Here is a 25,656-nt window from a genome sequence, read left to right on the forward strand (position 1 = left end):
GCTCACCTTTACGTCACCCAGCGTGTTAGCTCGTTTGATATCAAACTTGTGATTGCAGCCAGTGTATAAACGCTTCAATTTTTGGCCACTGCCGCCCAGGGAGCGTTGTTGCGTAATAATGTTGGTGGCATTTCAACGTCATATCACCAAATGGGGCAACTAATTCGCCACGATCCAGGCGCTTTTGCACCAGCCTTTTGCGCCCCATTGCCACACCTATCTGGTTTACGGCGGCAATAACAGCCAGGTCTGAACGATCAAATCCAATGCCTGAAGATGAAGGCAAATCGATGGAAAAATGTTGCGCCCAGCTATGCCATTCGTCCGTACCCGAATCGTTACTCCACGCCTGACGGTCATGCAGCAGCGTGCAGTTTCGTAGGAACTCGGGTTTATTATGCAATTCGAATCGTTGCGCGTATTCCGGGCTGCAAACCGGCAAGATGTCTTCATCCATCAGAAAATGATGAGTTAGCTGCGATGAAGGCGCATCATCAAAATAAAGCGCCAGGTCTACTCCAGCGCGTTGCAAGTTCACATTGTCGTTGCCAGTGAGAATGGTCAGTGAAATGGAAGGGTAGCGCCGCGTAAAATCGCCTAAAATCGGCACCAGCCAGCATTGCGCAATGGAAGGGCGCGAATAAATAGTCAGCAGGCCAGACAGCTCCTGGTTTTTGATATCCAGGATCTCCTGATTTAACGTATCCAGCGATGATTTCAGCGCCCAAAAAACCCGTTTTCCCTCATGCGTTAACTCAACTTTACGGTGTGAACGCACAAACAGCTGAATCCCCAACTCTTGCTCAAGTTGATTAATCCGGTGGCTAACCGCACTCGAACTTAGCGAAAGCTCTGCCGCCGCCAGCGCGAAGGATTGATGACGTGCCGCAACTTCAAATGTGTAGAGTTTTGATAGCTGCCAACCGTTAAGCAGGCGGTTTCTGACTTCGCGAATCGGGTCCATAGCGCGTTCCTGAGAGATAAATCATGGTGGTATTGTAAAATACGCCCTCGAAAACGTCGTTTTAAGATGTGAAAAATCGAACCAAAATCAAATTAACACCCCTGATTTCGACCTGAATCACTCTTTTGCATCAATCTGGCTCATCTTAGATGCCATTTATATCGTTTGTCAGCCAGGAGCAATTTTTATCCAATAGCGGCAGATAAATCGCAGAGTGAGGTGGGTATGGAATCTCAGATTTGGGTTGTGGGAACGCTGCTAAGCAGCATAATTTTAATCGTCTTTACCATCGTAAAATTTAAGTTTCACCCTTTCCTCGCTTTGTTGCTGGCCAGTTTTTTTGTCGGCACCATGATGAGTATGAGCCCGCTGGATATGGTGAACGCCATAGAAAACGGCATCGGAAGCACATTGGGCTTTCTCGCGGCAGTCATCGGCCTTGGCACAATTCTGGGCAAGATGATGGAAGTTTCAGGCGGCGCGGAACGAATTGGCCTGGCGTTGCAGCGTTGCCGGTGGTTATCAGCAGACGTGATTATGGTGTTAGTCGGCTTAATTTGCGGCATCACGCTGTTCGTCGAAGTAGGCGTTGTGCTACTGATCCCACTGGCATTTTCTATTGCCAAAAAGACCAACACCTCTTTGCTGAAACTGGCTATTCCATTGTGTACTGCGTTGATGGCTGTGCATTGCGTCGTTCCGCCGCACCCAGCAGCGATGTTTGTGACCAACAAACTGGGCGCGGATGTCGGTACGGTGATTGTGTATGGTTTACTGGTGGGCTTAACTGCATCGTTAGTCGGCGGGCCGCTGTTCCTGAAAATCGTCGGCAATCGCCTGCCATTTAAAGCGGTGCCAGCTGAATTTTCCGACCTGAAAGTTCGTAACGAAGAAACTCTGCCTTCATTGGGCGCGACACTGTTCACTATCTTGCTGCCAATTGGCCTGATGCTGGTCAAAACCCTCGCCGAGCTGAATATGGCGAAAGGCGGGGCGCTCTATACCCTGCTGGAGTTTATCGGCAACCCAATAACAGCCATGTTTATTGCAGTGTTTGTCGCCTATTACGTGCTTGGATTACGCCAGCATATCGGCATGAGCCAGCTGTTAACCCATACCGAGAATGGTTTTGGTTCTATCGCCAATATTTTGCTGATTATCGGTGCGGGCGGCGCATTTAACGCCATCCTGAAAACCAGTGGTCTGGCAGATTCGCTGGCCGTGTTGTTATCCAATTTGCATATGCACCCGATTTTGCTGGCATGGCTGGTCGCCCTGATTTTGCATGCGGCGGTAGGCTCAGCAACGGTGGCAATGATGGGAGCAACCGCGATTGTCGCGCCGATGTTGCCACTATACCCCAACGTCAGCCCGGAAATTATCACCATAGCTATTGGCTCCGGCGCAATTGGCTGCACTATCGTCACAGATTCACTGTTCTGGCTGGTGAAGCAATATTGCGGCGCCACGCTTAACGAAACATTCAAATACTATACAACGGCGACATTTATCGCCTCTCTACTGGCACTGGGCGCGACGTTCCTGCTTTCCTTTATCATCTAAGCGCAAAGAGATTGTCTTATGAAAAACGCTGAAATAAACACATTGATTCAACAATTTCCGCTGGTTCGCGATCTGATTGATTTGCAAGAAACCCGTTGGTTTAACCCGGAAACCACAACCCTCGCCGAAGGCTTACCGTACGTGGGTCTGACGGCCGAAGATGTACAGGATGCCCATGCGCGCCTGAAGCGTTTTGCACCTTATCTGGCGCAGGCATTCCCGGAAACCGCTGCGACTAACGGCATTATCGAGTCCGAACTGGTAGCCATTCCGGCAATGCAAAAACGCCTGGAAAAAGAGTTTGATCAGCAAATCTGTGGCCAATTGCTGCTGAAAAAAGACAGCCATCTGCCGATTTCAGGCTCCATCAAAGCACGTGGTGGGATTTATGAAGTCCTGACACATGCCGAAAAACTGGCAATCGAAGCCGGTTTACTGACCACCGACGATGACTACACCAGACTGCTGTCACCTGAATTTAAAGCTTTCTTTAGCCAGTACAGCATCGCGGTGGGTTCAACCGGCAACCTGGGGTTATCCATCGGCATCATGAGCGCACGCATTGGCTTTAATGTCACCGTGCATATGTCTGCCGATGCTCGCGCATGGAAAAAAGCCAAACTGCGCAGCCATGGTGTGACGGTTGTGGAATACGAACAAGATTACGGCGTTGCCGTTGAACAGGGCCGTAAAGCAGCTGAATCCGACCCGAACTGTTTCTTTATCGACGACGAAAATTCCCGCACGCTTTTCCTCGGCTACTCAGTTGCCGGCCAGCGCTTAAAAGAGCAGTTTGCCCAACAAGGTCGCGTTGTGGATAAAGATCACCCGCTGTTTGTTTACCTGCCATGCGGCGTGGGCGGTGGACCTGGTGGCGTGGCATTTGGTCTGAAAATGGCGTTTGGTGATAACGTTCACTGCTTCTTTGCAGAACCGACGCATTCGCCTTGTATGCTGCTGGGGGTTTATACGGGTCTGCATGATGAAATATCAGTGCAGGATTTGGGTATTGATAATGTTACTGCCGCTGATGGCCTGGCGGTGGGGCGTGCATCCGGGTTTGTTGGGCGCGCAATGCAACGGTTACTCGACGGTTTCTATACTCTTGAAGACCAGACGATGTACCAGCTGCTCGGCTGGCTGGCGCAAGAAGAGAATATTCGCCTCGAGCCTTCTGCGCTGGCGGGAATGCCTGGCCCATTGCACGTAAGTGCTGATACGGCTTACCAGCAGATGCATGGCTTCACCGCGCATCAACTGCAAAATGCCACTCATATCGTCTGGGCGACAGGCGGTGGCATGGTGCCAGAAGCAGAGATGGCCCAATATCTGGCGAAAGCGAAGTAACCCTTAACAGATTTTGTAAGGGGGATACGCTCCCCCTTACCCTGTTTGCCGTTATTTCAGCTCAGGCCAGTATTCTTTGTTTGCCTCAATCAAATCATCAAGAATCGCTTTGGCAACCGATGCACTTGGCACGGTTTTCGACAGCGTAATCGCCTGCCACAATTTCACATATGAACCCTCTTCCCAGGCTTCTACCACCAGTTTTTCCACCGCAATCTGCTGGCTCATCAACCCTTTCTGGAACTGTGGAATATTGCCGACAACCAGCGGCTCCGGCCCGCTTTTCCCAACCAGGCATGGAATTTCAACCATCGCTTCCGGGTCGAAGTTATTAATCGCACCGTTGTTTGGCACAATTAAAAGCATGCGTTCTTGAGTGTTAAAGGCAATTGCCGCCGCCAGATCGACGATGTATGACGCATGTTCGTCAATCTCCAGCTCCCCTGCCGATGATTTCCCTGCCTGAATGATGGCATTACAGGAACCAAATACATGTTTTTCGCGGTGTTCCATCACTTCGTTGGCGCGGGTGTGTTCCGGATTGGAGTGCTTAACCACATAATCCGGGAACAGGTAATATTTCAGGTAAGTATTAGGGAAGGTGCTCGGGTCCAGAGCCCATACATCTTTTGCTTTAGAAAACGTATCGTTCCAGCTGGCTTCAGTTCCGTGCTCATCTGATGGCGGAACATAACCAAATTTAGCCACATGTTCGCGGATCTTAGGCATCAAGTCGTTGCCATTCTGATCCTCAATAGATGTCCACCAGCCAAAGTGGTTAAGGCCGTAATAACGTACGCGCATCTCTTTGCGATCTTTCAGGCCAGCGATTTGCGCCATGCGGCTTTCAATGCCAATGGGCATATCGCAAATGTTGAGAATCTTCGCGTTCGGGCGCAGTTTACGTGTCGCTTCAGCCACAATCGCTGCCGGGTTTGAATAGTTAAGCATCCAGGCGTTTGGCGAATATTTTTCCATAAAATCAACCAGCTCTAATACCCCACCGATGGAGCGCATACCGTAGGCAATCCCGCCAGGTCCACAGGTTTCCTGGCCCAGGACGCCATGGCGCAGTGGGATTTTCTCGTCTTTTTCACGCATCGGGTATTTACCCACGCGGATGTGGGCCATCACGAAGTCCACATCGGTAAAGGCTTCTTTCGGGTCAGTGGTATAGCTGAACTCTATTTCAGGCGCCTGCTCTTTGAGGATAACTTTGCAAGCTTCTGCAATAGTTTCCTGACGTGCACCGTCATTGTCATAAAACTTCAGGGCACGCAGCGGGAAGCGATGCTGGTTTGCCAGTAACATCAGTACGATACCAGGAGTGAATGTGCTGCCGCCACCGGCTACTACTACAGAGAATTTTTTCATGATACTGCCTCCGTCATGGATTTAAGTTCGGTCGAAGAAGTGTCTTTCATCAGGGTTTCAAGTTGGTCCCGGACTTGTGGGACATGCAGGCCCACAATCACCTGAATACCGTTGCCGCGTCGCACCACACCGTGGGCGCCCAGCGCTTTGAAAATGTCGTCACTGTGCGTCAGAGCCATATCTGCGAGGGTGATACGTAAGCGAGTCGCACAGTTATTGACGCTAAGAATGTTGTCGCTACCACCCAGCGCTTCGAGGAAGCCTGCGGCCTGACCTTGTTTGGTCTCTTTGGTCGCAGCAGCGGTGGTTTGCTTGCGTGATGCCTGGTAATCCGCCTTGCTGTAAAGCTTGATCTCACTCTCTTCACGACCTGGCGTTTTCAGGTTGAAGCGCAAGATGAGGGTACGGAACACCACGAAGTAGATGCCTGTGAAGACAAGGCCAATACCAATCTGGATAAACATCATCGATGCGTGGTTGTGGAACATCGGTATCCAGTTTTGCGGTAGGAACTGGTCGAGAAGGCCGCCACCCATGTTGCCCACCACGCCACACATGTACATCACGGTTGCCATCGTTGCGGCGAGGAATGCATGGACGGCAAATAAAACTGGCGAGATAAACAGGAAGGTAAATTCCAGCGGTTCGGTAATACCCACCAGCATCGCGGTGAGTGTTGCGGGTATCAGTAATCCTGCGACTTTCACGCGGTTTTCAGGAGCTGAGGTGGCATACAGAGCAAGCGCAATTCCCAGGCAGCCAAATATCTTCGAGTTACCGTGCAGTGCAAACCCGCCTTCGGGGAACAGCGTTTTCAGCGGCAACGTGCTCTGGCTGAATTCCTGCAAATGCTGCGCCCAGTAAACCTGAATGCCCCCTTCAACTACCGCCGGGCCAAAGATAAACGGACCGTAGATGAAGTGATGCAAGCCAGTTGGAATCAGAATGCGTTCCAGGAAGGTATAAACCCAGACACCAAGCGAACCGGCGCTGCGCAAGAATTCCTGCAAGGATTCAATGCCCATCTGCACTTTTGGCCAGCCAAAAAGGGTAAGCCAGGCGCAAGGAATCATGGCAAAGAAGGCGACAATCACGACAAATGAACTGCCCTGGAAGATGCCGAGAAAGACGGGGAGTTGTTTGTCGAAATAGCGGTTGTGGATAGCGGTGACGAACCCGGAGATAACAATCGCGCCGATAATGCTGGTATCGAGTGTTTTGATCCCGGCAATCATGGTTAACCCAGTTCCAGCCACCGGATCGGCGCTGAAATCGACGCCGAAGTAATGGCCCCAGGTCATTCCCATGGCATTGATGAAGTAGTTCCAGGTCATAAAGCTCACCAGCACCGCTAAGCAAGCACGGCCCTGCGCTTGCTTAGCAAGGCCAATCGGTAAGCCGACGGCAAAAATCAGCGGCATATTACGGAATACCGTCCAGCCACCCTCCTCAATAATGTGAACAATTTGCGCGAATAAATTATCGGGTGCGGTTAGCGCTTCGCCGACGAACATCGGGTTGCGCAACATAATGGCGATGCCTACAACAATCCCGGCGAATGGAAATAACAAAACCGGGGTAAACATTGCGCCACCAAAACGTTGTATTTGACTGAGCATTTTTAAATCCTCACGTAACAACCTGTAGGGTAAATACCCTTTTGCATTCAAGTTGCAGCCAACCCCACTGCAGCTCGAAGGATGACGGGTATAAGTGACCTTATTTTTTAAACGCTGGTCTGAGACTGAGAGTAGGGAGGTGTAGGCGACTTATCTTTGCCTGCCGCACCGATTCGTGATCGCTTTCATAGTTTTTGTTTAGGGTAAGTTGTCTACTTTTGAATGAATAAATAGACACAGCGATTTTTAATTTCTTATTCACCATGAAAATATGAAATAAAAATTATTTAAATTATGTAGTTAAACAATGAAGTAACGGCTTTATAAACCCCATTCAAAGCTGCTAAGAGGTCTACAGGTGATCTACAAATCTATCGCCGATCGGTTACGCATCCGGCTAAATTCTGCTGATTACAACATTGGCAGCCCGCTACCTTCTGAAGTTCGTCTGGCAGGTGAGTTTGGTGTTTCACGTATGACGATCCGTAAAGCCATCGATTTACTGGTGAGTTGGGGTTTGGTTGTGCGTCGCCACGGCAGTGGTACTTATGTCGCGAAGAAAGATGTTCACCACGAAACGACAAATTTGACCGGTTTTATTGAGGTGATGCGTAACCAGGGTAAGGAGGTGGTGAGCGAGGTATTGGAATTTAATGTGATGCCCGCCCCACCAGCAATCGCCAGCCAATTACGCATTAATATTGATGAACGGATCTATTACTCGCGTCGGGTGCGCTCGGTAGATGGCAAGCCGTTAATGGTAGAAGACAGCTATATGCCGGTGAAATTATTCCGTAATTTGTCCGTCGCACATCTGGAAGGTTCAAAATTCAGCTATATCGAGGATGAGTGTCACATTATCGTGTGCGGTAACTATGAAAGCCTGACACCCGTGTTGGCAGACAAGAAGATGGCAAAATTGCTTAACATCAACGAGCTAACGCCTATTTTGCGCATCACATCACTGTCATACAGCGACAGCGGCGACTATGTGAATTATTCAGTGATGTTCCGAAATGCCAGCGAATACCAGGTGGATTACCATTTACGGCGGGTGCATTAAAAAGAGATGCCCGTCTAAGCGGGCACCTTATTTCTACATTCCTCCCCAGAAGATAACCGCCAGTAGTTGCGGCGTGATAATGCGCAGGAACATCACCAGTGGATAAACAGTGGCATAAGAGAGTGCCGCAGCTCCGCTGGTTGCGTGCAGGCCGTTGGCAAAAGCCAGTGCAGGGGGATCGGTCATTGAACCTGCCAACATTCCGCACAGTGTCAGATAATTCATTTTGGCGAGTAACCTTGCCAGCAATGCAGTCACCAGCAATGGAATTCCTGTAATCAGAATCCCATAGCCAATCCAGCTGACTCCATCTCCGTGGAGCAAAGTACTGATAAAATCACCGCCCGATTTCAATCCAACCACCGCCAGGAACAGCACAATTCCTAACTCGCGCAGCGCAAGGTTGGCACTTGGCGGCATAAACCAATAGAGCTTGCCGATGCTACCAATTCGCCCAAGAATGATCGCCATAATAAGCGGCCCACCTGCCAGCCCAAGGCGTAGAGCCACAGGGAAGCCAGGAATAAATAGCGGAATAGAACCGAGCAACACCCCAAGCCCAATGCCAATAAACACTGGCAGCATTTGCACCTGCTGGAGTTTCTGTTGCGCGTTACCGACTTCAGCGGCTACCGCTTCTATTGATTCCGGGCGGCCCACCAGGTTCAGGATGTCGCCAAATTGCAGGCTGGCATTGCTGCTTGCGACCAGCTCAATACCTGCACGATTCAGACGAGAAATCACCACGTCATACTTTTGTTTTAAATGCAGATCGCGAATTTTCTTGCCGAGCACTTTCTCGTTAGTCACCACCACACGCTCAACACGCAGGTCTGTACCACGAGTCGAAAGCGAGGTATCCACCTGCTGGCCAATCACCAGCAATGCAGAGTGCAGATCTTTTTCCTGGCCGACGAGATGTAGTAAATCTCCGGTTTGAATAACAGTGCCAGGCGCTGGCACCATCAGCAATTCCCCACGTTTCAAACGCGAACATATAATCGTATCGCTATTAAGGACCGGCACTTCCTGAATAGGTAATCCGTTAAGGTTTGGGTTGGCGACACAGATATTCATCGTCTGAAGTTGCGCGTGATTTTGCCCATTACTGCTATCAAAGCGCTGCGCTTCTTGATCGACATTAATCCGAAATGCCATGCGAATTAACCACATGGTCAGAAGAATCCCGCAAATACCGAACGGATAAGCCATCGCGTAGCTCATCCCCATTTTATCGACCAACTCTGAAGGCGTACCGAGGTCGGCCAAAATTTGCTGGCCTGCACCTAACGCTGGTGTGTTAGTTACCGCTCCAGAGAAAACACCCAGCACCACAGGAAGTGGAACATCGAAAATTTTATGGACGAGTGCCGTGACCAATGCACCAATCACGACAATCAGAAGAGCAAATAGGTTAAGACGTAAACCGGAAACGCGTAGCGAGGAGAAGAAACCAGGCCCAACCTGAATACCAATTGTGTAGACGAAGAGGATCAAGCCGAATTCCTGAATGAAATGAAGCATATCTCCATTCAGGCTTACCCCCGCCTCACTGACGAAATGGCCAACAATAATCCCGCCGAACAGCACGCCACCGATACCAAATCCGACACCGCGTATTTTGATATTGCCAATCCATAAGCCGACGACTGCGACCAGAGCCAACATACTGACAGTTAACGCTATTCCACTCATCGAAGATTTCCCTGTGAATAACATCATCGTTACAAGGGATTCTGGCAGAGAGGAGAAGGAGTTAATGGGGTACAGAGCACAAAAAAAGGCCCCATAAAACGGGGCCTCAGATTACTGACAAAGGGTGATGATCGGGTTTTGTAGGGGGGATAAGCGTTAGCGTCATCCACCATTTTCGCCAGTTTTGTCGGATGACGCTGCGCTTATCCGACCTACGAAAAGGTTTGTCATTAGTTTTAGGCCCCATAAAACGGGGCCTAAAAGGGGATACTCAGTTTAGCTGTTGAGTGCCGGGCGTTCGCTGATAGCAATGCGTTTTGGCGCAACGGCTTCAGGGATTTCACGCACCAGATCTATATGCAGCAGACCATTGGTAAAGGTTGCGCCAGATACTTTCATATATTCAGCAAGGGTAAAGCTCAGGTTAAATGGCTGAGTCACTAACCCTTGATGCAGCCAGGTTGGCTCTTTCTCGGGTTTAACCGGCGTCCCTTTCACATGCAGACGCGTACCTTCGAGTTCAATTTCGAGATCTTCCTGGCGGAAACCTGCCAGCGCAAGCGTAATGCGGTAATGATTGTCATCGCCTTTTTCAATGTTGTAAGGCGGGAATGACTGGCCTTCAGTGCTTGTTTGTAAAGCATTAGCCAGTTTGTCAAAACCGATCCATTGACGCAGCAGAGGTGATAAATCGTGGTTACGCATAAGTTTTCTCCTTCTTTGAAGCGAGTTAAGTCTTACCAGTATGCGAACTGGTATTGGCTCCCTGACGGCAAGCCAGCCTTTATTGTCTGGGCCGCACAAAGCGACCCGCAGAATTAATTGATTTCGATACGGCGCGGTTTCATCGCTTCCGGAATCACGCGTTCAAGGTCGATATACAGCAAGCCGTTAACCAGGTTAGCACCACGAATGTGGATGTTTTCCGCTAACTGGAATTTGCGTTCGAAGTTGCGCTCAGCAATCCCCTGATAGAGATAAGTTCGCTCTGGTTGCGGATCTGCATGTGCACCTTTCACAACGAGCAGGTTATCCTGGGCTGTAATTTCCAGTTCGCTTTCGGCGAAACCGGCAACAGCAATCGCAATGCGATAGTTATTTTCGTCAACTAATTCAACATTGTATGGAGGATAGCCGCCATTGCTCTGGCTTTGGTTGTTTTCCAGCAGGTTAAACAGACGGTCAAAACCAATAGCTGAACGATAAAGCGGGGATAGGTCGAAATTACGCATATATAAAAACTCCTGAAATCAGCGAGACTCAAACATTACCTTCCATCATGGACAGGCTTCTAAAACCAAGTACCCTTACGGCGTACTTTTTCTGACTACATCTCTAAAATCGGTCCTTATTCACGCTTTTCAAGGCCACAAAAGGAAATTTTTTGCGGCTTCTGCTGTCCATACATAGACTGTTTTGGTAGTAAACAGGATTTATCTGCGATAGCCGCCACAGAGTGGCAAAAGCAATAAATTAATTATCTGCATGGGTGATATAAACCAGAGCAGCCTGGCCGGAAATGGCCCCCCATAAACGATAAACAACACTAATGATGAAAAGCTATCTTCCAACATTAATTCTCGGCAGCGGATTGCTAACAGTCAGCGGATGTTCAAGTGTGATGACTCACACTGGTGGGCAAGAAGGATACTATCCAGGCACGCGAGCCAGCTACGAAATGCTGGCCGACGGCGAGACAAGCTGGGGATATAAACCGTTTGTCGCGCTGGATATGCCGTTCACGGCGGTGATGGATACTGTGCTGTTACCGTGGGATATGTTCCGCAACGACAAATCGCTGAAATCACAAGTTGAAGCTAGCGAGAGCAAGAATCTGGCAACCAATTCTGTGATCCCGCCTGTTCAGTAATTAACAGTCTGTTTGCGTCATAAATAACTGACGGAATCCATCAACATCCTGCATCCAGGCGATGTATTTGCCATCAGGTGAAAACACCACCGCATCTGCTGAAGGCGCACCACTATCTGGTGCTGTAAGCGGCGTGATTTTCCCATTGCTCACATCGCATAAGACAATTTGCCCCTTGCTCACAAAGCCCACGGTTTGCCCAGCGGGATGCCAGTTAAACGCCGACTGGATATCGTCTTGCCCATGTGTAAGTTGGCGTGGTTCCCCACCGTTTGGTGAAATCAGATACATTTGCACAATACCGGCATCATCGCGCATCAAGAACGCCAGTAAGCTGCCGTCCGGACTGCTTCGCACCCAATGCCGTGGCAACGTGGCTAATCCTGGGTAACGCTGCTGATGAGTGAAAGTCAGGCGTGTTTGCTCAATGCCTGCAGGTGGTGCTGGCAGAGAGGATGGTGTGCCTTCAATTGGCTCAGAACCAGCTTCTAAATAAGCTTCTTTGTGTTCAGGCAAATCAACGATAAACAGCTCGGGCACTTTCTCGCCTTTGGCTGAAAGGGTATCGCCAATAAACGCCAGCGCCCAACGTTGGTGGCTGCCATCAGGTTTTAAATAGCCATAGTTACCCACCCAGCCTTCTTCATAGGCACGGTTAACTTCATCGCTTCCGGGCTGTGGTGAAGGCGTAGTACGGCTCACCAGCACACAATAATGGCTACCATCATATTCACGAGGATGTTGTTTTACCGGAGTGACGGGGCCAAAAGGCAGAGCAATCCCGACATTCCGCAGATCTTTCGCCGCATCGTATTCATGCATCACATGATCGTTATAAGTGAAGCTCACGCGTGAACCATCCGGGCTCCAGACGTGAACATGGCTGCCACCACGCAAAGCGCCAGGGGTAAACGGTGGGGTAATATCCATTGCATCGAGATTGGTGGCAATGCCGTTTTCGACCACCACGCCACGGCGGTGATGGAAATCGTACTGCCAGTTAGCATCCGGGTTTTCCGGGCCGTGGATGAAGACATAGCGCTCGGGTTGCTGCGGGTTCACGGTCACCACGCCGACATGCGCGTCATGCGATGCCTGATAGATCAGTTCCACTTCGCCAGTCATCACGTTAACCCTTTCAATCGTTTCACTGGTAAACGACGCGCCAGAAGGGCGAACATCAAACACCAGCCACTGGCTATCTGGCGTCCAGGTGTTGATGTTAGTGAGTTGATGGTTACGTGATGCAAAGGTGAGTTGTTTGGTCATGGTTTTACCCTGAGACGATGACTGAAATGAGCGTTAAGCGCGCGTACGAGCAGCATGATGATAGCAAGCATTAGCCCGGCGATGAGCGTCATAACCACGCAGAGCCATGAAGCAATGGTAGAAGCACAATGCCTAATATTCCCGCCAGCAAAAAGCATTCTTGTAGTCGATGTATGCCAGAAACGTAGTTCAAGGTTTAAAGCAGAAAAATGGTCGCGGCAGTATTGTCGAGCAGAGGTTAGAAAAGGCATGGTTAACTTCTGAAGAATAAGACCCGATGAGTATCAGTGTAGATAAGCCCCGGCATTATTAGTCATTACCGGGGCGTATGTTTTATCGGTCGTTCAAAACAAACTTCTCAATCGCGTATGCAACGCCATCTTCAAGGTTTGATTTAGTGACAAAGTTGCTGACTTCTTTAACTTTATCGATGGCGTTATCCATCGCAACACCGATTCCTGCATATTCCAGCATCGCAATGTCGTTTTCCTGGTCGCCCAGCGTCATCACTTCTTCTTGCTTGATGCCAAGGGTTTCTGCCAGCGCTTTCACGCCCGTACCTTTGTTCACGCGCTTATCGAGAATTTCCAGGAAGTATGGGGAGCTTTTTAGCAACGTATAGCGCTCATAAACCTCTTCTGGAATTTTGGCTATCGCTTTATCCAAAACCGCTGGCTCATCGATCATCATCACTTTCAGGTATGCGCCGTTTTTATCCATATTTTCTGGCTCGCTGAACACCAGCGGGATATTGGCGACGAAAGATTCGTGAACGGTGTAATAGCTGATATCGCGGTTCGCGGTGTATAGCGTGTGTCTGTCCAACGCGTGGAAGTGAGAACCAACATCGCGAGAAAGCTGTTCCAGATAACGGTAATCATCATAGCTCAGTGCGGTTTGCGCCACGGAACTGCCGTCGCTCGCTTTCTGCACCAGAGCTCCGTTATAGGTGATGCAGTAATCATTTGGCTTATCCATGTGCAGTTCTCTGAGATAGCTCTCAACTCCTGCAAAAGGGCGTCCGGTACACAAAACAACATTTACACCGCGTTCACGCGCGCTGGCGATAGCAGCTTTTACGGCTGGAGAGATGGTGTGATCGGGCAGCAACAAAGTGCCGTCCATATCAATAGCAATGAGTTTTATAGGCATAGGATTTTCTGAGGTAATGAGTTTATCTCATGCTAACGCGATTAAGCTCGCAAAAACAGCGCTGCGTTTTGCACAAAAAAGGTCCGTTTTAGCGATAAGAAAACGCCACTCAGATCCGCAATTAATCAGCGTGAGTGGCGTTTTTCAGCTAGCGGAAGAATTTATCCTTCAGCATATGGAAGCCTTTGGTCAGCAAATCTTCATCGTGAGCGACTTCACCCGCAGGTGAAAGCGTGTCGACGATTTTCGGGAGCTGCTCTGCCAGCAGCTGAGATGCACTTCCCACATCAATCCCGAGTTTCTCAGCTAAACCGCTGATTGCTGGGGTGCCTAGCACCTCCTGCACCTGCTCAGGGTTAACGCTTTGATTATGCGCACCGCTCAGCCAGGAGGTGACTACATCAGAGAAACCCTTTTCCCGAAAACGTTCAAGAATTGCCTGAATGCCGCCTTGTTCATTAATCCATGTAAGGATGACTTTGAATTTACCTGCATCGCCACCCCCCATCATGCCAGTAACTTGATCGAATAAACCCATGACCGTGTCCTCTTGCAATCACGAAGTGTGCCTTAGAAGTGTAGTCAATCACGGGCCTGTTACGACAATTTTGCCGAAGGCGCCACGGTCAAGATGCGCCAGCGCCTGCGGTAGTTCATCAAAGCGGTAGGTCGTTTCGATGACCGGTTTGATGTTGTTTGCGTCAATAGCGCGGACGAAATCTTCCAGTGCGCGGCGGTGACCGACACCAATACCTTGAATGGTTGGGGATTTCAGCAGCAACTCACCCGCAGGGCCTGAGAACTCAAAACCGTCCAGCACACCAATCACGGATATACGCCCATGCACCGCAACCGCACGCAGGGAATTTGCCAAGTTTGCGCCGCCGACGGTTTCAATAATATGGTCGATTCCGTTCTCCTGTGTGAGTTCGTAAACGGCATCAACCCAGTCATTTTTCAGTCGGTTAATGCCGTGGTCGGCACCCAGGGCTTTCGCCTGCGCGAGTTTTTCATCGCTACCCGAAGTGATAAACACTTTCGCGCCGTGAGCTTTGGCGATTTGCAACGCAAACATAGAAACTCCGCCCGTTCCCTGCACCAGCACTGATTTTCCTGCGCTTAAGCCGCCACGTTCAACCAATGCAAACCAGGCGGTAAGCCCCGCGCATGGTAGCGTGCTGGCCTGAATATCGTCGAGGCTTGCAGGTGAATCCACCAGCCAGTTTTCACTCATAGCAACATACTCCGCGAGCATCCCCTGATGCACACCGCCGAGCGTGCGATATGGTGGAGTTCGGGCATTACCATTTGGTTTACCGTCTATCCAGTCAGGTGAAAATGTCGAGATAACACGCGCACCTTTCTGAAAACGAGTGACGCCTTCCCCGATACTTTCCACCACGCCCGCCATGTCTGACGAGGGAGTAAAGGGGAAGGGAAGCAGCAATGGCATAGATCCATCAATCACCATTTTATCGCGATAGTTAAGCGCAACCGCATTCACGCGCACCAGTACATATCCAGGTCCTGGTGTTGGGATCGTTTCTGTAGAAAGTGTCAGGTTTTCACGCCCAACGGCATTCATCGTCCAGCGTTGCATTGTTCTGCTGATCGTTTTGCTGATCGTTTGGCTCATCATTATCTCCAGGGACTCAGGTTAATTCATCACCACCGAAAGTATATCGTTGACCTTCAATCACCAGTGGCGATAGATTTTCCAGATATTGGTTCCTGAATGGATACAAATAATGAGCGAGCAGCTGAAGGGCATTTCTGTTTTTGTTACTGCTGTTGAAGCAGGCAGCTTCTCTCTTGCCGCTGAACGCCTGCACCTTTCACGTTCAGCCGTGGGCAAAACCATTTCCCAACTCGAGCATCGATTAAACGTGCGGCTTTTTCAACGAACTACGCGCAGCCTGGCGCTAACCGATGAAGGCGCAATTTTTTATGAGCACTGTCTGCGCGCACTGGAAGAAATTCAGGCTGCCGAAACACTGCTGGAAAGCGGGAAAAAATCCGTTCGGGGGCGGTTGAGAGTTTCAATGCCGGCACTGTATGGCCGCATGTGTATTGCGCCGTTGCTGACAGAATTTGCCATCCAACATCCCGATTTAAAGCTGGAATTACTATTTAGCGACAGAGTTTCAGACCTGCTTGAAGACGGGCTGGATTTGGTGATTCGCAACGGAAAATTGCCGGACAGCAGCGGTCTGGTCGCACGAAAGCTAGGCGAGCATCGCATGATGATTTGCGCATCACCTCACTATTTACGGCAACATGGTGAACCACAAACCATCGACGATTTATCGCACCATGAAGTGTTTAATTACATCAATTCAGGCGTACCGCATCGTTGGATTATTAATGGTGAAGGCGATAAGAAAAGCGAGTTTGTCCCGAAATCACGAATGCTGATGGACGATTTAGAAGCGATAGCAGATGCGTCGATTGCCGGGTTTGGTATTGCGCTGTTACCGTGCTGGTTGATTGAGGAAGAGTTAAAGAATGGGAAGTTGGTCAGGATACTGAGCAAGGATCTGGATAGTGTTTATGAAACGCATGCGGTGTGGTTACAAACACTTCATCTACCGCTAAAAGTGAGGCTGGCTGTGGATATGCTGGTGAGCAGATTGCCCACCAGCATGAACTAACTTAGATATCGATGTTCGCCGCTTTCAGGGCGTTTTCTTCGATAAATGCACGACGAGGTTCAACCGCATCGCCCATCAGGGTGGTGAACAACTGATCGGCTGCAATCGCGTCTTTAACGGTCACGCGCAACATACGACGGCTTTGTGGATCCATTGTGGTTTCCCACAGTTGGTCCGGGTTCATTTCGCCCAAACCTTTGTAACGCTGAATCGACAGGCCACGACGTGACTCTTTACCCAACCACTCCAGCGCCTGCTCAAAGCTGGCAACAGGTTGTTGGCGCTCGCCACGTTCGATGAACGCATCTTCTTCGATCAGACCGCGCAGTTTTTCGCCCAGTGTGCAAATACGACGATATTCACCACCAACGATAAACTCTTGCTCCAGCGGATAGTCAGTATCAACGCCGTGGGTACGCACACGGATCACTGGCTCGAACAGGTTCAGTTCACGGTTATGACGAACCAGGGAGTTCCAGGTGCTGCCGTGCTGTTCGTTTTCGTTAAGCGCGTTAACCAGTGCTGAAACCCAGGCAGTCACTTTGCTTTCGTCAACCAAATCGGTGTCTTCAAGCGTTGTGTGATAAACGAGGTTGTTCAGCAAGTTGCGCGGATAACGGCGCTCCATGCGGCCAATCATTTTCTGGCAAGCTTTAAACTCAGACACCAGTTTTTCCAGCGCTTCGCCAGCGATTGCTGGTGCGTGGGCATTGGTATGCAGTGTTGCGCCGTCCAGGGCAATGGCAATTTGATATTGATCCATCGCTTCATCGTCTTTGATGTACTGCTCTTGCTTGCCTTTCTTCACTTTGTACAGCGGTGGCTGTGCGATATACACATGGCCGCGCTCAACGATTTCAGGCATTTGACGATAGAAGAAGGTCAATAGCAGGGTACGGATGTGCGAACCATCGACGTCCGCATCCGTCATGATGATGATGCTGTGGTAACGCAACTTATCCGGGTTGTATTCGTCACGGCCAATGCCGCAGCCCAGCGCGGTAATCAGCGTAGCCACTTCCTGAGAGGCGAGCATTTTGTCAAAGCGCGCTTTCTCAACGTTCAGAATTTTACCTTTGAGCGGCAAAATGGCCTGGTTCTTACGGTTACGCCCCTGTTTTGCAGAGCCGCCCGCAGAGTCCCCTTCCACAAGGTACAGTTCGGAGTGAGCCGGGTCGCGTTCCTGGCAGTCAGCAAGTTTGCCAGGCAGACCAGCCAAATCGAGCGCGCCTTTACGACGGGTCATTTCACGTGCGCGACGTGCTGCTTCACGAGCACGAGCTGCATCAATAATTTTACCGACCACGATTTTCGCGTCAGATGGGTTTTCCAGCAGGTATTCAGACAACAGTTCGTTCATCTGCTGTTCAACTGCGGTTTTCACTTCAGAAGAAACCAGTTTGTCTTTGGTCTGAGAAGAGAATTTAGGGTCTGGAACTTTCACGGAGACAACAGCAATCAGGCCTTCACGGGCATCGTCACCGGTGGCGCTAACTTTCGCTTTTTTGCTGTAGCCTTCTTTATCCATATACGCGTTCAAAGTACGCGTCATCGCCGCACGGAAACCAGCAAGGTGAGTACCACCATCGCGCTGCGGGATGTTGTTGGTAAAGCAGTAGATGTTTTCCTGGAAACCGTCGTTCCACTGCAACGCCACTTCTACGCCAATACCGTCTTTTTCAGTGCTGAAATAGAACACAGTTGGGTGAATTGGGGTTTTGTTTTTGTTGAGGTATTCAACAAACGCGCGGATACCGCCTTCGTAGTGGAAGTGGTCCTGGCGGCCATCACGCTTATCAATCAGGCGGATAGAAACACCAGAGTTCAGGAACGACAGTTCGCGCAGGCGTTTAGCCAGAATGTCGTATTCAAACTCAATCACGTTGGTGAAGGTTTCGTGGCTCGGCCAGAAACGGACTTGCGTACCGGTTACGTCAGATTCGCCCGTAACGGCCAGCGGCGCCTGTGGCACACCGTGGATGTAAGTTTGCTGGTGCACTTTGCCTTCGCGGCGAATCAGCAATTCCAGCTTCTGGGACAGGGCGTTAACTACAGAAACACCCACACCGTGCAGACCACCAGAAACTTTATAAGAGTTGTCATCGAACTTACCGCCGGCGTGAAGCACGGTCATAATAACTTCGGCAGCAGACACACCTTCTTCCGGGTGAATACCAGTAGGAATACCACGACCATCATCGGTTACAGAGACAGAGTTATCAGCATGAATGGTGACAACGATGTCTTTACAGTGACCGGCAAGTGCTTCGTCGATAGCGTTATCTACGACCTCAAATACCATGTGGTGCAGACCGGTGCCGTCATCCGTATCACCGATATACATTCCCGGGCGCTTACGTACCGCATCCAGCCCTTTAAGGACTTTGATACTGGAGGAGTCATAAGAATTCGACATCAACGTTTCTCGCTCATTTATTCTTGGGTTAATCCGTTATTTTACCCTGATCCACGGCGAACATCTTCGAATTTTTGTCCGCCATATCCATCACATGTTCTGCGCTAATCGCGCTAACAAAAACTTGTGATTCCGTCGCCTTTAACCGGCTGGCTAATAGACCACGGCGTGCATCATCTAGTTCAGAGGCAAAATCATCTATCAGATACAGGCAACGTCGCCCGTTCTGTCGGGTGAGAAACTCACCCTGTGCCAGTCTTAAAGCGCACATCAGTAATTTAAGCTGCCCGCGCGACAACGTATCTTCTACCGGCGCACCGTCTGCACGTATCCGAAAATCCGCTTTGTGGGGGCCGTGGGCGGTGTAGGTCAGCATTCGATCGCGTTCGAAGTTGCGTTCCAGTAACTCGCCATAGTCACTCTCTTTTTCCCAACCACGCTGGAAGGAGAAGTTAAGCGAGAACTCCGGCAGAAATTGTGCACAGGTATCAGCCATGTCATCAGCAATGGCTGCACTGTAGTCGGCACGCCAGCGGCTAATTTGCTCCGCTAGTGGGATAAGCTCTTGATCCCATGGCCGCAACTGCGCATAACGCGTTACCTGGCGCAACGCAGCGTTGCGTTGCTTAAGTAGGCGCTTGAGATTGCTCCAGGCGACAAAAAATCCTGGTTCATTGTGGAAACATCCCCAGTCGAGGAAAGCTCGACGGTATTTCGGGCCACCGTTAAGCAAGGTAAACCCTTCTGGGGTGATGAGTTGCATGGGCATCAACAGGGCAAGTTCAGCCACTTTATGGCCGTCGCTGCCGTCGATGCGCACTTTGCTGTCGCCTGCACGGTCTTTGGTCAGGCCAACTGAGGTTTCCCGCTCGCCGTTCTGTATACGTCCATGCAGTACAAAGGATTCTGTTTCATGGCGAATCACACGTTCAATTTTCAGACTACGAAAAGCACGCCCGTGCCCGAGGGTATAAATCGCCTCCAGCACGCTGGTTTTGCCACTTCCGTTGGCTCCGACCAGGAAATTAAACCCTGGAGACAGAGCCAGATCCGCATCTTCGATATTTCGAAAGTCTTTAATTAACAGCCTGTTGAGCGACATCTACAGTCTCATTGGCATCACAACATACGCCGCCGCTTGTGAGGCTGCATCTTCAATCTGCACGCTGGAAACAGAGTCGGTCAGCAAAATGCGTACGTTCTCGCACTTCAGTGCATTCAGGACATCAAGCACGTAACTGACGTTGAAACCAATTTCCATATCTGTGCCGTCGTAAGTGACGTCAAGAATCTCTTCGGCTTCTTCCTGTTCCGGGTTGTTAGCCGTGATTTTCAGCTGGTTTTGAATAACCTGCAGGCGAACACCACGGAATTTCTCGTTCGAAAGAATGGCTGCGCGTGAAAACGCTTGTTTCAGCAAATCGCAGCTGGCATCCAGATGCTTATCAGGATTCTTCGGCAACACGCGGCGATAATCAGGGAAACGACCATCAACCAGCTTAGACGTGAAGATAAAGTCGCCAACATGAGCGCGAATGTTGTTACTACCAATCTGGATACGCAACGGCGAGTCGCCGCCGTCCAGCATACGCATTAGCTCAATCACGCCTTTACGCGGCACGATCACCGAATGGTTAGGCAAAGACTGACCGACCGGCATAGAACACACAGCCAGGCGGTGACCATCGGTCGCCACGGTGCGTAACTCTTCGCCTTCGGTTTCAAACAACATGCCGTTCAAATAGTAGCGAACGTCCTGATGCGCCATAGAAAACTGCGTGGCTTCAATCAGGCGTTTCATGGTCGCTTGCGGGAGCGTGAATTCTACTTCGCTCTGCCAGTCGTCCAGGTTAGGGAAATCAGCAGCAGGCAGCGTCGAGAGCGAGAATCGGCTACGCCCGGAGCGCACCAACATACGGTCGCCCTCAAGCGTAACAGCTATTTCTGCACCTTCCGGCAAACCACGGCAGATATCAAAAAATTTACGTGCTGGAACCGTCGTGGCACCCGGCTCATGCGGTTGCACCAACGCGACACGCGCCACCATCTCCATTTCCAGGTCAGTACCTGTTAATGAAAGAGTTCCTTCCGCGACTTGCAACAGCAGGTTGCCGAGAATCGGTAACGTCGGACGGCCACCTAACGGGCCACTCACCTGTTGCAGCGGTTTTAATAAAGTTTCACGTTCAACGGTAAATTTCATAGCGTCACGAAGATAATGTTCTGATTAGGTTAGAGAAATCTTCTTTGATGTCGTGGCTTTCTTCACGCAACTGCTCAATCTTACGGCAGGCATGGAGAACCGTAGTATGGTCGCGGCCACCAAAGGCATCGCCGATTTCTGGCAAGCTATGGTTAGTCAGTTCCTTCGCCAGAGCCATTGCCATTTGACGTGGACGGGCAACAGAGCGGGAACGACGCTTGGACAACAGGTCAGCAATCTTTATTTTATAGTACTCTGCCACCGTCTTCTGAATATTGTCGATGGTGACAAGCTTCTCTTGCAGCGCCAGCAGATCGCGCAGCGCTTCGCGCACGAAGTCGATGGTAATCGCCCGGCCAGTAAAGTTGGCGTTGGCAATAACACGGTTCAATGCCCCTTCAAGCTCACGCACGTTTGAACGTAAACGCTTGGCAATAAAGAAGGCCACTTCACCCGGCAGACGGATATCGTTCTCGTCTGCTTTTTTCATCAGGATCGCAACACGCGTTTCCAGTTCTGGTGGCTCAATCGCAACCGTGAGCCCCCAACCGAAGCGAGATTTCAGACGATCTTCAACACCGTTGATCTCTTTTGGATAACGATCCGAAGTCAGAATGATCTGTTGGTTACCTTCAAGCAGGGCGTTGAAGGTGTGGAAGAATTCTTCTTGTGAGCGTTCTTTATTAGCAAAGAATTGAATGTCATCAATCAGCAGTGCGTCAACAGAACGGTAGTAACGTTTGAACTCTTCAATAGCGTTATTTTGCAGTGCTTTTACCATGTCCTGAACGAAACGTTCAGAGTGCATGTACACCACTTTTGCATTCGGTTTGCGCGCAATAATACCGTTGCCAACAGCATGCAAAAGGTGCGTTTTACCCAGACCGGTGCCGCCATAAAGGAATAAAGGGTTATAAGCGCCACCAGGGTTGTCTGCCACCTGACGTGCTGCCGCGCGAGCCAGTTGGTTCGACTTACCTTCAACGAAGTTATCGAAAGTATGTTTTACGTTAACGTTAGAGCGATAGGAGTGTTCAGCCGGAGCCGGGAGGTTATCCCAACTTGGACGAATTTGATTCGTTGGACGTGCAATATGTACATGCGCAGGAGCGCTGGTTACAGCCTGCTGGTTCATTGTTTGGCTGACCGGTTTGCTGCCAACTTCAAAACGCAATACGGGTGCATCAGTGCCACAAAAATCATTGAGCAAGCCATTGATATTATTGAGGTACTTATCTCTCACCCAGTCGAGCACAAAACGGTTTGGCGCATACAGGGCCAGCGTGTTATCGCTCAGTTCCGCCTGTAGGGGGCGTATCCACATACTGAATTCTGTGGCTGGTAACTCATCCTGCAATCGGGCAAGACACTGCTGCCAAAGCGAAAGTGACACGGCGGACTCCACTCGAACAAAGTCGATAAAATGACGAAGACTGAAAGTTTATATTCATGATTGTTGACACACGCCGACTTTCCCACAGGGATCCCGGTACGGGAAGCGTGCGAACCGCTATCTGCGGTTTACCCCAGGGTGAACGCTAAAGGATCACGATCGGGACCGCGGATCATAGCCTAAAGTGCGCCAGAGATCTTCTGTTTCTCACAGTTTCTTCCCGATTTATCCACAGGGCTGTTTTGTGGAGTCTAAGTGTAAACGATCCTGCCAGACGCGCAGTGCGTTACGTTCCTATATTGGAAAATTTACTGACTCGCGCACAAAATCGACTTATCTGATCTAAGGAAGATCCCCAACGATCCTTGCGCTTTAATGGGGACGCCGTATAATTCCCCACCCGTCGCGTGTCACCACGGCTTTATTTTGGTCAGATCCTGGTCGTTTTAAGGGTCAAAAAGCGAATTAAGGCACGGGAAATAAGGAAAGAGAATTGACTCCGGAGTGTACAATTATTACAATCCGGCCTCTTTAATCAGCCACACTGAGGCGTAAGTCGTTTGCAGTTTCTGCAGGGCTCTTCGCTAACCCAGTGAAATTTATCCAAGTTTAGGTAGAAATCGCCATGAAACGCACTTTTCAACCGTCTGTACTGAAGCGCAACCGTTCACACGGCTTCCGTGCTCGTATGGCTACAAAAAATGGTCGTCAGGTACTGGCACGTCGTCGTGCTAAAGGCCGTTCTCGTCTGACCGTTTCTAAGTAATAAAAGCTAACCCCTGAGTGGTTAAGCTCGCATTTCCCAGGGAGTTACGCTTGTTAACTCCCACTCATTTCACTTTCGTCTTCCAGCAGCCTCAACGGGCTGGCACGCCGCAAATCACCATCCTCGGCCGCCTAAATTCGCTGGGGCATCCCCGCATCGGTCTTACAGTCGCTAAGAAAAATGTTAAACGTGCACACGAACGCAATCGGATTAAACGTCTGACGCGTGAGAGTTTCCGTTTGCGTCAGCACGAACTTCCTGCAATGGATTTCGTGGTAGTGGCTAAGAAAGGGGTTGCAGACCTGGATAACCGGGCTTTATCGGAAGCATTGGAAAAGTTATGGCGCCGTCATTGTCGCCTTTCTCCCGGCTCTTGATAGGCCTGATTAGGGTCTATCAGCGCCTGATAAGTCCGCTTCTCGGGCCGCATTGTCGTTTTACTCCAACCTGTTCTCACTACGGAATTGAGGCATTGCGCAGGTTTGGGGTGTTAAAAGGCAGTTGGTTGACAGTGAAACGCGTATTAAAATGCCACCCTTTGAACCCCGGTGGAGACGATCCCGTCCCACCTGGACCTTTTGATACCAGAGAACACTAACGATGGATTCGCAACGCAATCTCTTTCTCATCGCTTTGTTGTTCGTGTCTTTCATGATCTGGCAAGCCTGGGAGCAGGACCACGCTCCACAACCTCAGGTACAGCAGACCACGCAGACTACGACCACCGCAGCAGGTAACGCCGCAAACCAGGGTGTGCCGACCAGTGGCCAGGGTAAACTCATCACAGTTAAAACTGACGTTCTTGAGCTTTCCATCAACACCCGTGGTGGTGATGTTGAGCAGGCGCTGTTGTTGACCTACCCGAAAGAGCTCAAATCTAATGAGCCGTTCCAGTTACTGGAAACTACGCCAGAGTTTGTCTACCAGGCGCAAAGTGGCCTGACCGGTCGCGATGGCCCGGATAACCCGGCTAACGGTGAGCGTCCTCTGTATAACGTTGCTAGCGATACTTTCGTGCTGCCAGAAGGCCAGAACGAAATCGTTATCCCAATGACCTATACCGATGCGGCGGGCAATACCTTCACTAAATCCTTCACCCTGAAACGTGGCGAGTTCGCGGTAAGCGTGAATTACGATGTGAAGAACGCCGGTGAGAAACCGCTGGAACTGGCTACTTTTGGTCAGTTGAAGCAGTCCATCAATTTGCCGACTCACCGCGATACAGGAAGCAACAACTTTGCGTTGCATACCTTCCGTGGTGCTGCGTACTCGACTCCAGATGCGAAATACGAAAAATATAAATTCGATAAAATCGCAGACGGTGAGAACCTGAACGTCAACGCCAGCAATGGTTGGGTTGCGATGCTGCAGCAGTATTTCGCAACAGCGTGGGTTCCAAATAATCAGGGTACCAACAACTTCTATACCACCAAACTGAACAACGATGTGGCAGCGATTGGTTATAAATCTTCGCCGCAACTGGTTCAGCCAGGTCAGACCGCTAAACTGGGTAGCACCCTGTGGGTCGGCCCGGAAATTCAGGACAAAATGGCAGCCGTTGCGCCGCACCTTGACCTGACAGTGGATTATGGTTGGTTGTGGTTTATTTCTCAGCCGCTGTTCAAACTGTTGAAATTTATCCACAGCTTCATCGGTAACTGGGGCTTCTCCATTATCGTTATCACCTTTATCGTTCGTGGCATCATGTACCCGCTGACTAAAGCGCAGTACACATCCATGGCGAAAATGCGTATGTTGCAGCCGAAACTGGCGGCCATGCGTGAACGTATTGGTGACGATAAGCAGCGCCAGAGTCAGGAAATGATGGCGTTGTATAAAGCTGAGAAAGTTAACCCGTTGGGTGGCTGTCTCCCGCTGGTTATCCAGATGCCAATCTTCCTGGCGTTGTACTACATGCTGATGGGTTCTGTGGAATTGCGCCATGCGCCGTTCGCACTGTGGATTCATGACTTGTCTGCACAAGACCCGTACTACATCCTGCCGATCCTGATGGGCTTGACGATGTTCTTCATTCAGAAGATGTCGCCGACCACCGTGACCGACCCGATGCAGCAGAAGATCATGACCTTTATGCCGGTCATCTTCACGGTGTTCTTCCTGTGGTTCCCGTCAGGCCTGGTACTGTACTATATCGTCAGTAACACAGTGACCATCATCCAGCAGCAGCTGATTTATCGCGGTCTTGAGAAACGTGGCTTACACAGTCGCGATAAGAAAAAGACCTGATAACAATTAGCTAGAAGCTTACGAAAGGCGGTCAATAGACCGCCTTTTTTATTTTGTCGGGTGG

23 protein-coding genes and 1 other annotated feature are annotated in these 25,656 nt (G+C 50.2%); of the genes, 9 read left to right on the top strand and 14 right to left on the bottom strand.

Annotation, left to right across the window (positions count from 1 at the left end; genetic code table 11):
* Positions 1-40: 40 nt before the first annotated feature.
* Positions 41-964 carry a DNA-binding transcriptional regulator DsdC gene (gene dsdC, locus IX31_RS17450; protein ID WP_034460646.1) on the bottom strand — a complete coding sequence of 308 codons (924 nt, stop codon included), beginning with the start codon at positions 962-964 and terminating at the stop codon, positions 41-43.
* 225 nt (positions 965-1,189) lie between these two features.
* On the opposite strand from dsdC, the gene dsdX reads away from it, so the two are divergent.
* Positions 1,190-2,527, top strand: coding sequence for a D-serine transporter DsdX (dsdX, locus tag IX31_RS17455; protein ID WP_034460648.1), 1,338 nt, complete (start codon positions 1,190-1,192; stop codon positions 2,525-2,527).
* A gap of 18 nt (positions 2,528-2,545) precedes the next feature.
* The gene (gene dsdA / locus IX31_RS17460; protein ID WP_034460650.1) at positions 2,546-3,874 is read left to right on the top strand and encodes a D-serine ammonia-lyase; all 1,329 of its coding nucleotides are present in this window, start codon (positions 2,546-2,548) and stop codon (positions 3,872-3,874) included.
* Between the two features lie 51 nt (positions 3,875-3,925).
* Here the strand turns inward: dsdA and IX31_RS17465 are convergent, their stop codons facing one another.
* Both IX31_RS17465 and IX31_RS17470 read right to left on the bottom strand, forming a co-directional pair.
* The gene (locus tag IX31_RS17465; RefSeq protein ID WP_034460652.1) at positions 3,926-5,248 is read right to left on the bottom strand and encodes a 6-phospho-alpha-glucosidase; all 1,323 of its coding nucleotides are present in this window, start codon (positions 5,246-5,248) and stop codon (positions 3,926-3,928) included.
* Entirely contained in the window at positions 5,245-6,867 is a 1,623-nt protein-coding gene (locus IX31_RS17470; RefSeq protein ID WP_034460654.1) for an alpha-glucoside-specific PTS transporter subunit IIBC, read from the bottom strand. The genes IX31_RS17465 and IX31_RS17470 overlap by 4 nt, the downstream gene beginning before the upstream one ends.
* A gap of 358 nt (positions 6,868-7,225) precedes the next feature.
* Here IX31_RS17470 and IX31_RS17475 point away from each other — a divergent pair, with 358 nt between their 5' ends.
* Positions 7,226-7,930 (top strand): GntR family transcriptional regulator, encoded by a 705-nt coding sequence (locus IX31_RS17475; protein WP_034460656.1) that lies wholly within the window; start codon positions 7,226-7,228, stop codon positions 7,928-7,930.
* Between the two features lie 33 nt (positions 7,931-7,963).
* Here the strand turns inward: IX31_RS17475 and IX31_RS17480 are convergent, their stop codons facing one another.
* The 3 genes from IX31_RS17480 to ibpA all read right to left on the bottom strand — a co-directional run bounded on the left by IX31_RS17480 (position 7,964) and on the right by ibpA (position 10,857).
* A complete protein-coding gene (locus IX31_RS17480) occupies positions 7,964-9,625 on the bottom strand; it encodes a putative transporter (protein ID WP_034460658.1) in 1,662 nt (553 codons plus the stop codon).
* A gap of 276 nt (positions 9,626-9,901) precedes the next feature.
* On the bottom strand, positions 9,902-10,330 hold the full coding sequence (ibpB, locus tag IX31_RS17485; RefSeq protein WP_034460659.1) for a small heat shock chaperone IbpB: 429 nt from the start codon (positions 10,328-10,330) through the stop codon (positions 9,902-9,904).
* Positions 10,331-10,443: 113 nt separating this feature from the next.
* Complete coding sequence (gene ibpA, locus IX31_RS17490) at positions 10,444-10,857, bottom strand: small heat shock chaperone IbpA (protein WP_034460660.1); 414 nt, start codon at positions 10,855-10,857, stop codon at positions 10,444-10,446.
* Positions 10,851-10,927 (bottom strand) — a sequence feature (ROSE (Repression Of Heat Shock gene Expression) occurs in the 5'-region of heat shock genes and acts as an RNA thermometer to modulate expression.). (Overlaps the previous gene by 7 nt.)
* A gap of 247 nt (positions 10,928-11,174) precedes the next feature.
* Between ibpA and IX31_RS17495 the strand changes: the two genes are divergently transcribed.
* A complete protein-coding gene (locus IX31_RS17495; RefSeq protein ID WP_122974052.1) occupies positions 11,175-11,495 on the top strand; it encodes a YceK/YidQ family lipoprotein in 321 nt (106 codons plus the stop codon).
* Here IX31_RS17495 and IX31_RS17500 read toward each other — a convergent pair whose 3' ends face one another.
* The 4 genes from IX31_RS17500 to IX31_RS17515 all read right to left on the bottom strand — a co-directional run bounded on the left by IX31_RS17500 (position 11,496) and on the right by IX31_RS17515 (position 15,528).
* Positions 11,496-12,764 carry a YidR family protein gene (locus IX31_RS17500; RefSeq protein ID WP_034460661.1) on the bottom strand — a complete coding sequence of 423 codons (1,269 nt, stop codon included), beginning with the start codon at positions 12,762-12,764 and terminating at the stop codon, positions 11,496-11,498.
* Positions 12,765-13,097: 333 nt separating this feature from the next.
* Positions 13,098-13,916, bottom strand: a complete 819-nt coding sequence (gene yidA / locus IX31_RS17505) for a sugar-phosphatase (protein WP_034460662.1) — start codon at positions 13,914-13,916, stop codon at positions 13,098-13,100.
* A 148-nt stretch (positions 13,917-14,064) separates the two neighbouring features.
* A complete protein-coding gene (locus IX31_RS17510; RefSeq protein ID WP_034460663.1) occupies positions 14,065-14,454 on the bottom strand; it encodes a YidB family protein in 390 nt (129 codons plus the stop codon).
* Between the two features lie 48 nt (positions 14,455-14,502).
* On the bottom strand, positions 14,503-15,528 hold the full coding sequence (locus tag IX31_RS17515) for a zinc-dependent alcohol dehydrogenase family protein (protein ID WP_034460758.1): 1,026 nt from the start codon (positions 15,526-15,528) through the stop codon (positions 14,503-14,505).
* Positions 15,529-15,664: 136 nt separating this feature from the next.
* Between IX31_RS17515 and IX31_RS17520 the strand changes: the two genes are divergently transcribed.
* The gene (locus IX31_RS17520; protein ID WP_034460664.1) at positions 15,665-16,567 is read left to right on the top strand and encodes a LysR family transcriptional regulator; all 903 of its coding nucleotides are present in this window, start codon (positions 15,665-15,667) and stop codon (positions 16,565-16,567) included.
* 1 nt (position 16,568) lies between these two features.
* On the opposite strand, the gene gyrB is transcribed toward IX31_RS17520, so the two are convergent.
* From gyrB to dnaA, 4 genes are read right to left on the bottom strand one after another with little or no spacing between them, the layout of a single operon-like run.
* A complete protein-coding gene (gyrB, locus tag IX31_RS17525) occupies positions 16,569-18,983 on the bottom strand; it encodes a DNA topoisomerase (ATP-hydrolyzing) subunit B (protein ID WP_034460665.1) in 2,415 nt (804 codons plus the stop codon).
* 28 nt (positions 18,984-19,011) lie between these two features.
* On the bottom strand, positions 19,012-20,085 hold the full coding sequence (recF, locus tag IX31_RS17530) for a DNA replication/repair protein RecF (RefSeq protein WP_034460666.1): 1,074 nt from the start codon (positions 20,083-20,085) through the stop codon (positions 19,012-19,014).
* The gene (dnaN, locus tag IX31_RS17535) at positions 20,086-21,186 is read right to left on the bottom strand and encodes a DNA polymerase III subunit beta (RefSeq protein WP_034460667.1); all 1,101 of its coding nucleotides are present in this window, start codon (positions 21,184-21,186) and stop codon (positions 20,086-20,088) included.
* 4 nt (positions 21,187-21,190) lie between these two features.
* Complete coding sequence (gene dnaA, locus IX31_RS17540; RefSeq protein WP_373978044.1) at positions 21,191-22,510, bottom strand: chromosomal replication initiator protein DnaA; 1,320 nt, start codon at positions 22,508-22,510, stop codon at positions 21,191-21,193.
* A 694-nt stretch (positions 22,511-23,204) separates the two neighbouring features.
* Here dnaA and rpmH point away from each other — a divergent pair.
* The 4 genes from rpmH to yidC are packed head-to-tail and all read left to right on the top strand — an operon-like array spanning position 23,205 to position 25,592.
* On the top strand, positions 23,205-23,345 hold the full coding sequence (gene rpmH / locus IX31_RS17545; RefSeq protein WP_003849659.1) for a 50S ribosomal protein L34: 141 nt from the start codon (positions 23,205-23,207) through the stop codon (positions 23,343-23,345).
* Between the two features lie 17 nt (positions 23,346-23,362).
* Positions 23,363-23,722 (top strand): ribonuclease P protein component, encoded by a 360-nt coding sequence (rnpA, locus tag IX31_RS17550; RefSeq protein WP_034460669.1) that lies wholly within the window; start codon positions 23,363-23,365, stop codon positions 23,720-23,722.
* The gene (gene yidD / locus IX31_RS22515; RefSeq protein ID WP_072009476.1) at positions 23,686-23,943 is read left to right on the top strand and encodes a membrane protein insertion efficiency factor YidD; all 258 of its coding nucleotides are present in this window, start codon (positions 23,686-23,688) and stop codon (positions 23,941-23,943) included. Before rnpA ends, yidD begins: the two co-directional genes overlap by 37 nt.
* Positions 23,944-23,945: 2 nt before the next feature.
* Positions 23,946-25,592, top strand: coding sequence for a membrane protein insertase YidC (gene yidC, locus IX31_RS17555; RefSeq protein WP_034460670.1), 1,647 nt, complete (start codon positions 23,946-23,948; stop codon positions 25,590-25,592).
* Positions 25,593-25,656: the final 64 nt, after the last annotated feature.

The organism is Buttiauxella noackiae (assembly GCF_000737905.1).
GTDB lineage: Bacteria > Pseudomonadota > Gammaproteobacteria > Enterobacterales > Enterobacteriaceae > Buttiauxella > Buttiauxella noackiae.

Excerpts from the sequence above, each read along its gene's own strand:
- IX31_RS17520 (WP_034460664.1), top strand. The coding sequence starts at position 15,665 with ATGAGCGAGCAGCTGAAGGGCATTTCTGTTTTTGTTACTGCTGTTGAA.
- ibpA (WP_034460660.1), bottom strand. The coding sequence starts at position 10,857 with ATGCGTAATTTCGACCTATCCCCGCTTTATCGTTCAGCTATTGGTTTT.
- IX31_RS17480 (WP_034460658.1), bottom strand. The coding sequence starts at position 9,625 with ATGAGTGGAATAGCGTTAACTGTCAGTATGTTGGCTCTGGTCGCAGTC.
- recF (WP_034460666.1), bottom strand. The coding sequence starts at position 20,085 with ATGTCGCTCAACAGGCTGTTAATTAAAGACTTTCGAAATATCGAAGAT.
- gyrB (WP_034460665.1), bottom strand. The coding sequence starts at position 18,983 with ATGTCGAATTCTTATGACTCCTCCAGTATCAAAGTCCTTAAAGGGCTG.
- dsdA (WP_034460650.1), top strand. The coding sequence starts at position 2,546 with ATGAAAAACGCTGAAATAAACACATTGATTCAACAATTTCCGCTGGTT.
- IX31_RS17495 (WP_122974052.1), top strand. The coding sequence starts at position 11,175 with ATGATGAAAAGCTATCTTCCAACATTAATTCTCGGCAGCGGATTGCTA.
- IX31_RS17465 (WP_034460652.1), bottom strand. The coding sequence starts at position 5,248 with ATGAAAAAATTCTCTGTAGTAGTAGCCGGTGGCGGCAGCACATTCACT.
- dsdX (WP_034460648.1), top strand. The coding sequence starts at position 1,190 with ATGGAATCTCAGATTTGGGTTGTGGGAACGCTGCTAAGCAGCATAATT.
- dnaN (WP_034460667.1), bottom strand. The coding sequence starts at position 21,186 with ATGAAATTTACCGTTGAACGTGAAACTTTATTAAAACCGCTGCAACAG.
- yidD (WP_072009476.1), top strand. The coding sequence starts at position 23,686 with ATGGCGCCGTCATTGTCGCCTTTCTCCCGGCTCTTGATAGGCCTGATT.
- IX31_RS17470 (WP_034460654.1), bottom strand. The coding sequence starts at position 6,867 with ATGCTCAGTCAAATACAACGTTTTGGTGGCGCAATGTTTACCCCGGTT.
- yidA (WP_034460662.1), bottom strand. The coding sequence starts at position 13,916 with ATGCCTATAAAACTCATTGCTATTGATATGGACGGCACTTTGTTGCTG.
- IX31_RS17510 (WP_034460663.1), bottom strand. The coding sequence starts at position 14,454 with ATGGGTTTATTCGATCAAGTTACTGGCATGATGGGGGGTGGCGATGCA.
- IX31_RS17500 (WP_034460661.1), bottom strand. The coding sequence starts at position 12,764 with ATGACCAAACAACTCACCTTTGCATCACGTAACCATCAACTCACTAAC.
- dnaA (WP_373978044.1), bottom strand. The coding sequence starts at position 22,510 with ATGTGGATACGCCCCCTACAGGCGGAACTGAGCGATAACACGCTGGCC.
- yidC (WP_034460670.1), top strand. The coding sequence starts at position 23,946 with ATGGATTCGCAACGCAATCTCTTTCTCATCGCTTTGTTGTTCGTGTCT.
- ibpB (WP_034460659.1), bottom strand. The coding sequence starts at position 10,330 with ATGCGTAACCACGATTTATCACCTCTGCTGCGTCAATGGATCGGTTTT.
- dsdC (WP_034460646.1), bottom strand. The coding sequence starts at position 964 with ATGGACCCGATTCGCGAAGTCAGAAACCGCCTGCTTAACGGTTGGCAG.
- rpmH (WP_003849659.1), top strand. The coding sequence starts at position 23,205 with ATGAAACGCACTTTTCAACCGTCTGTACTGAAGCGCAACCGTTCACAC.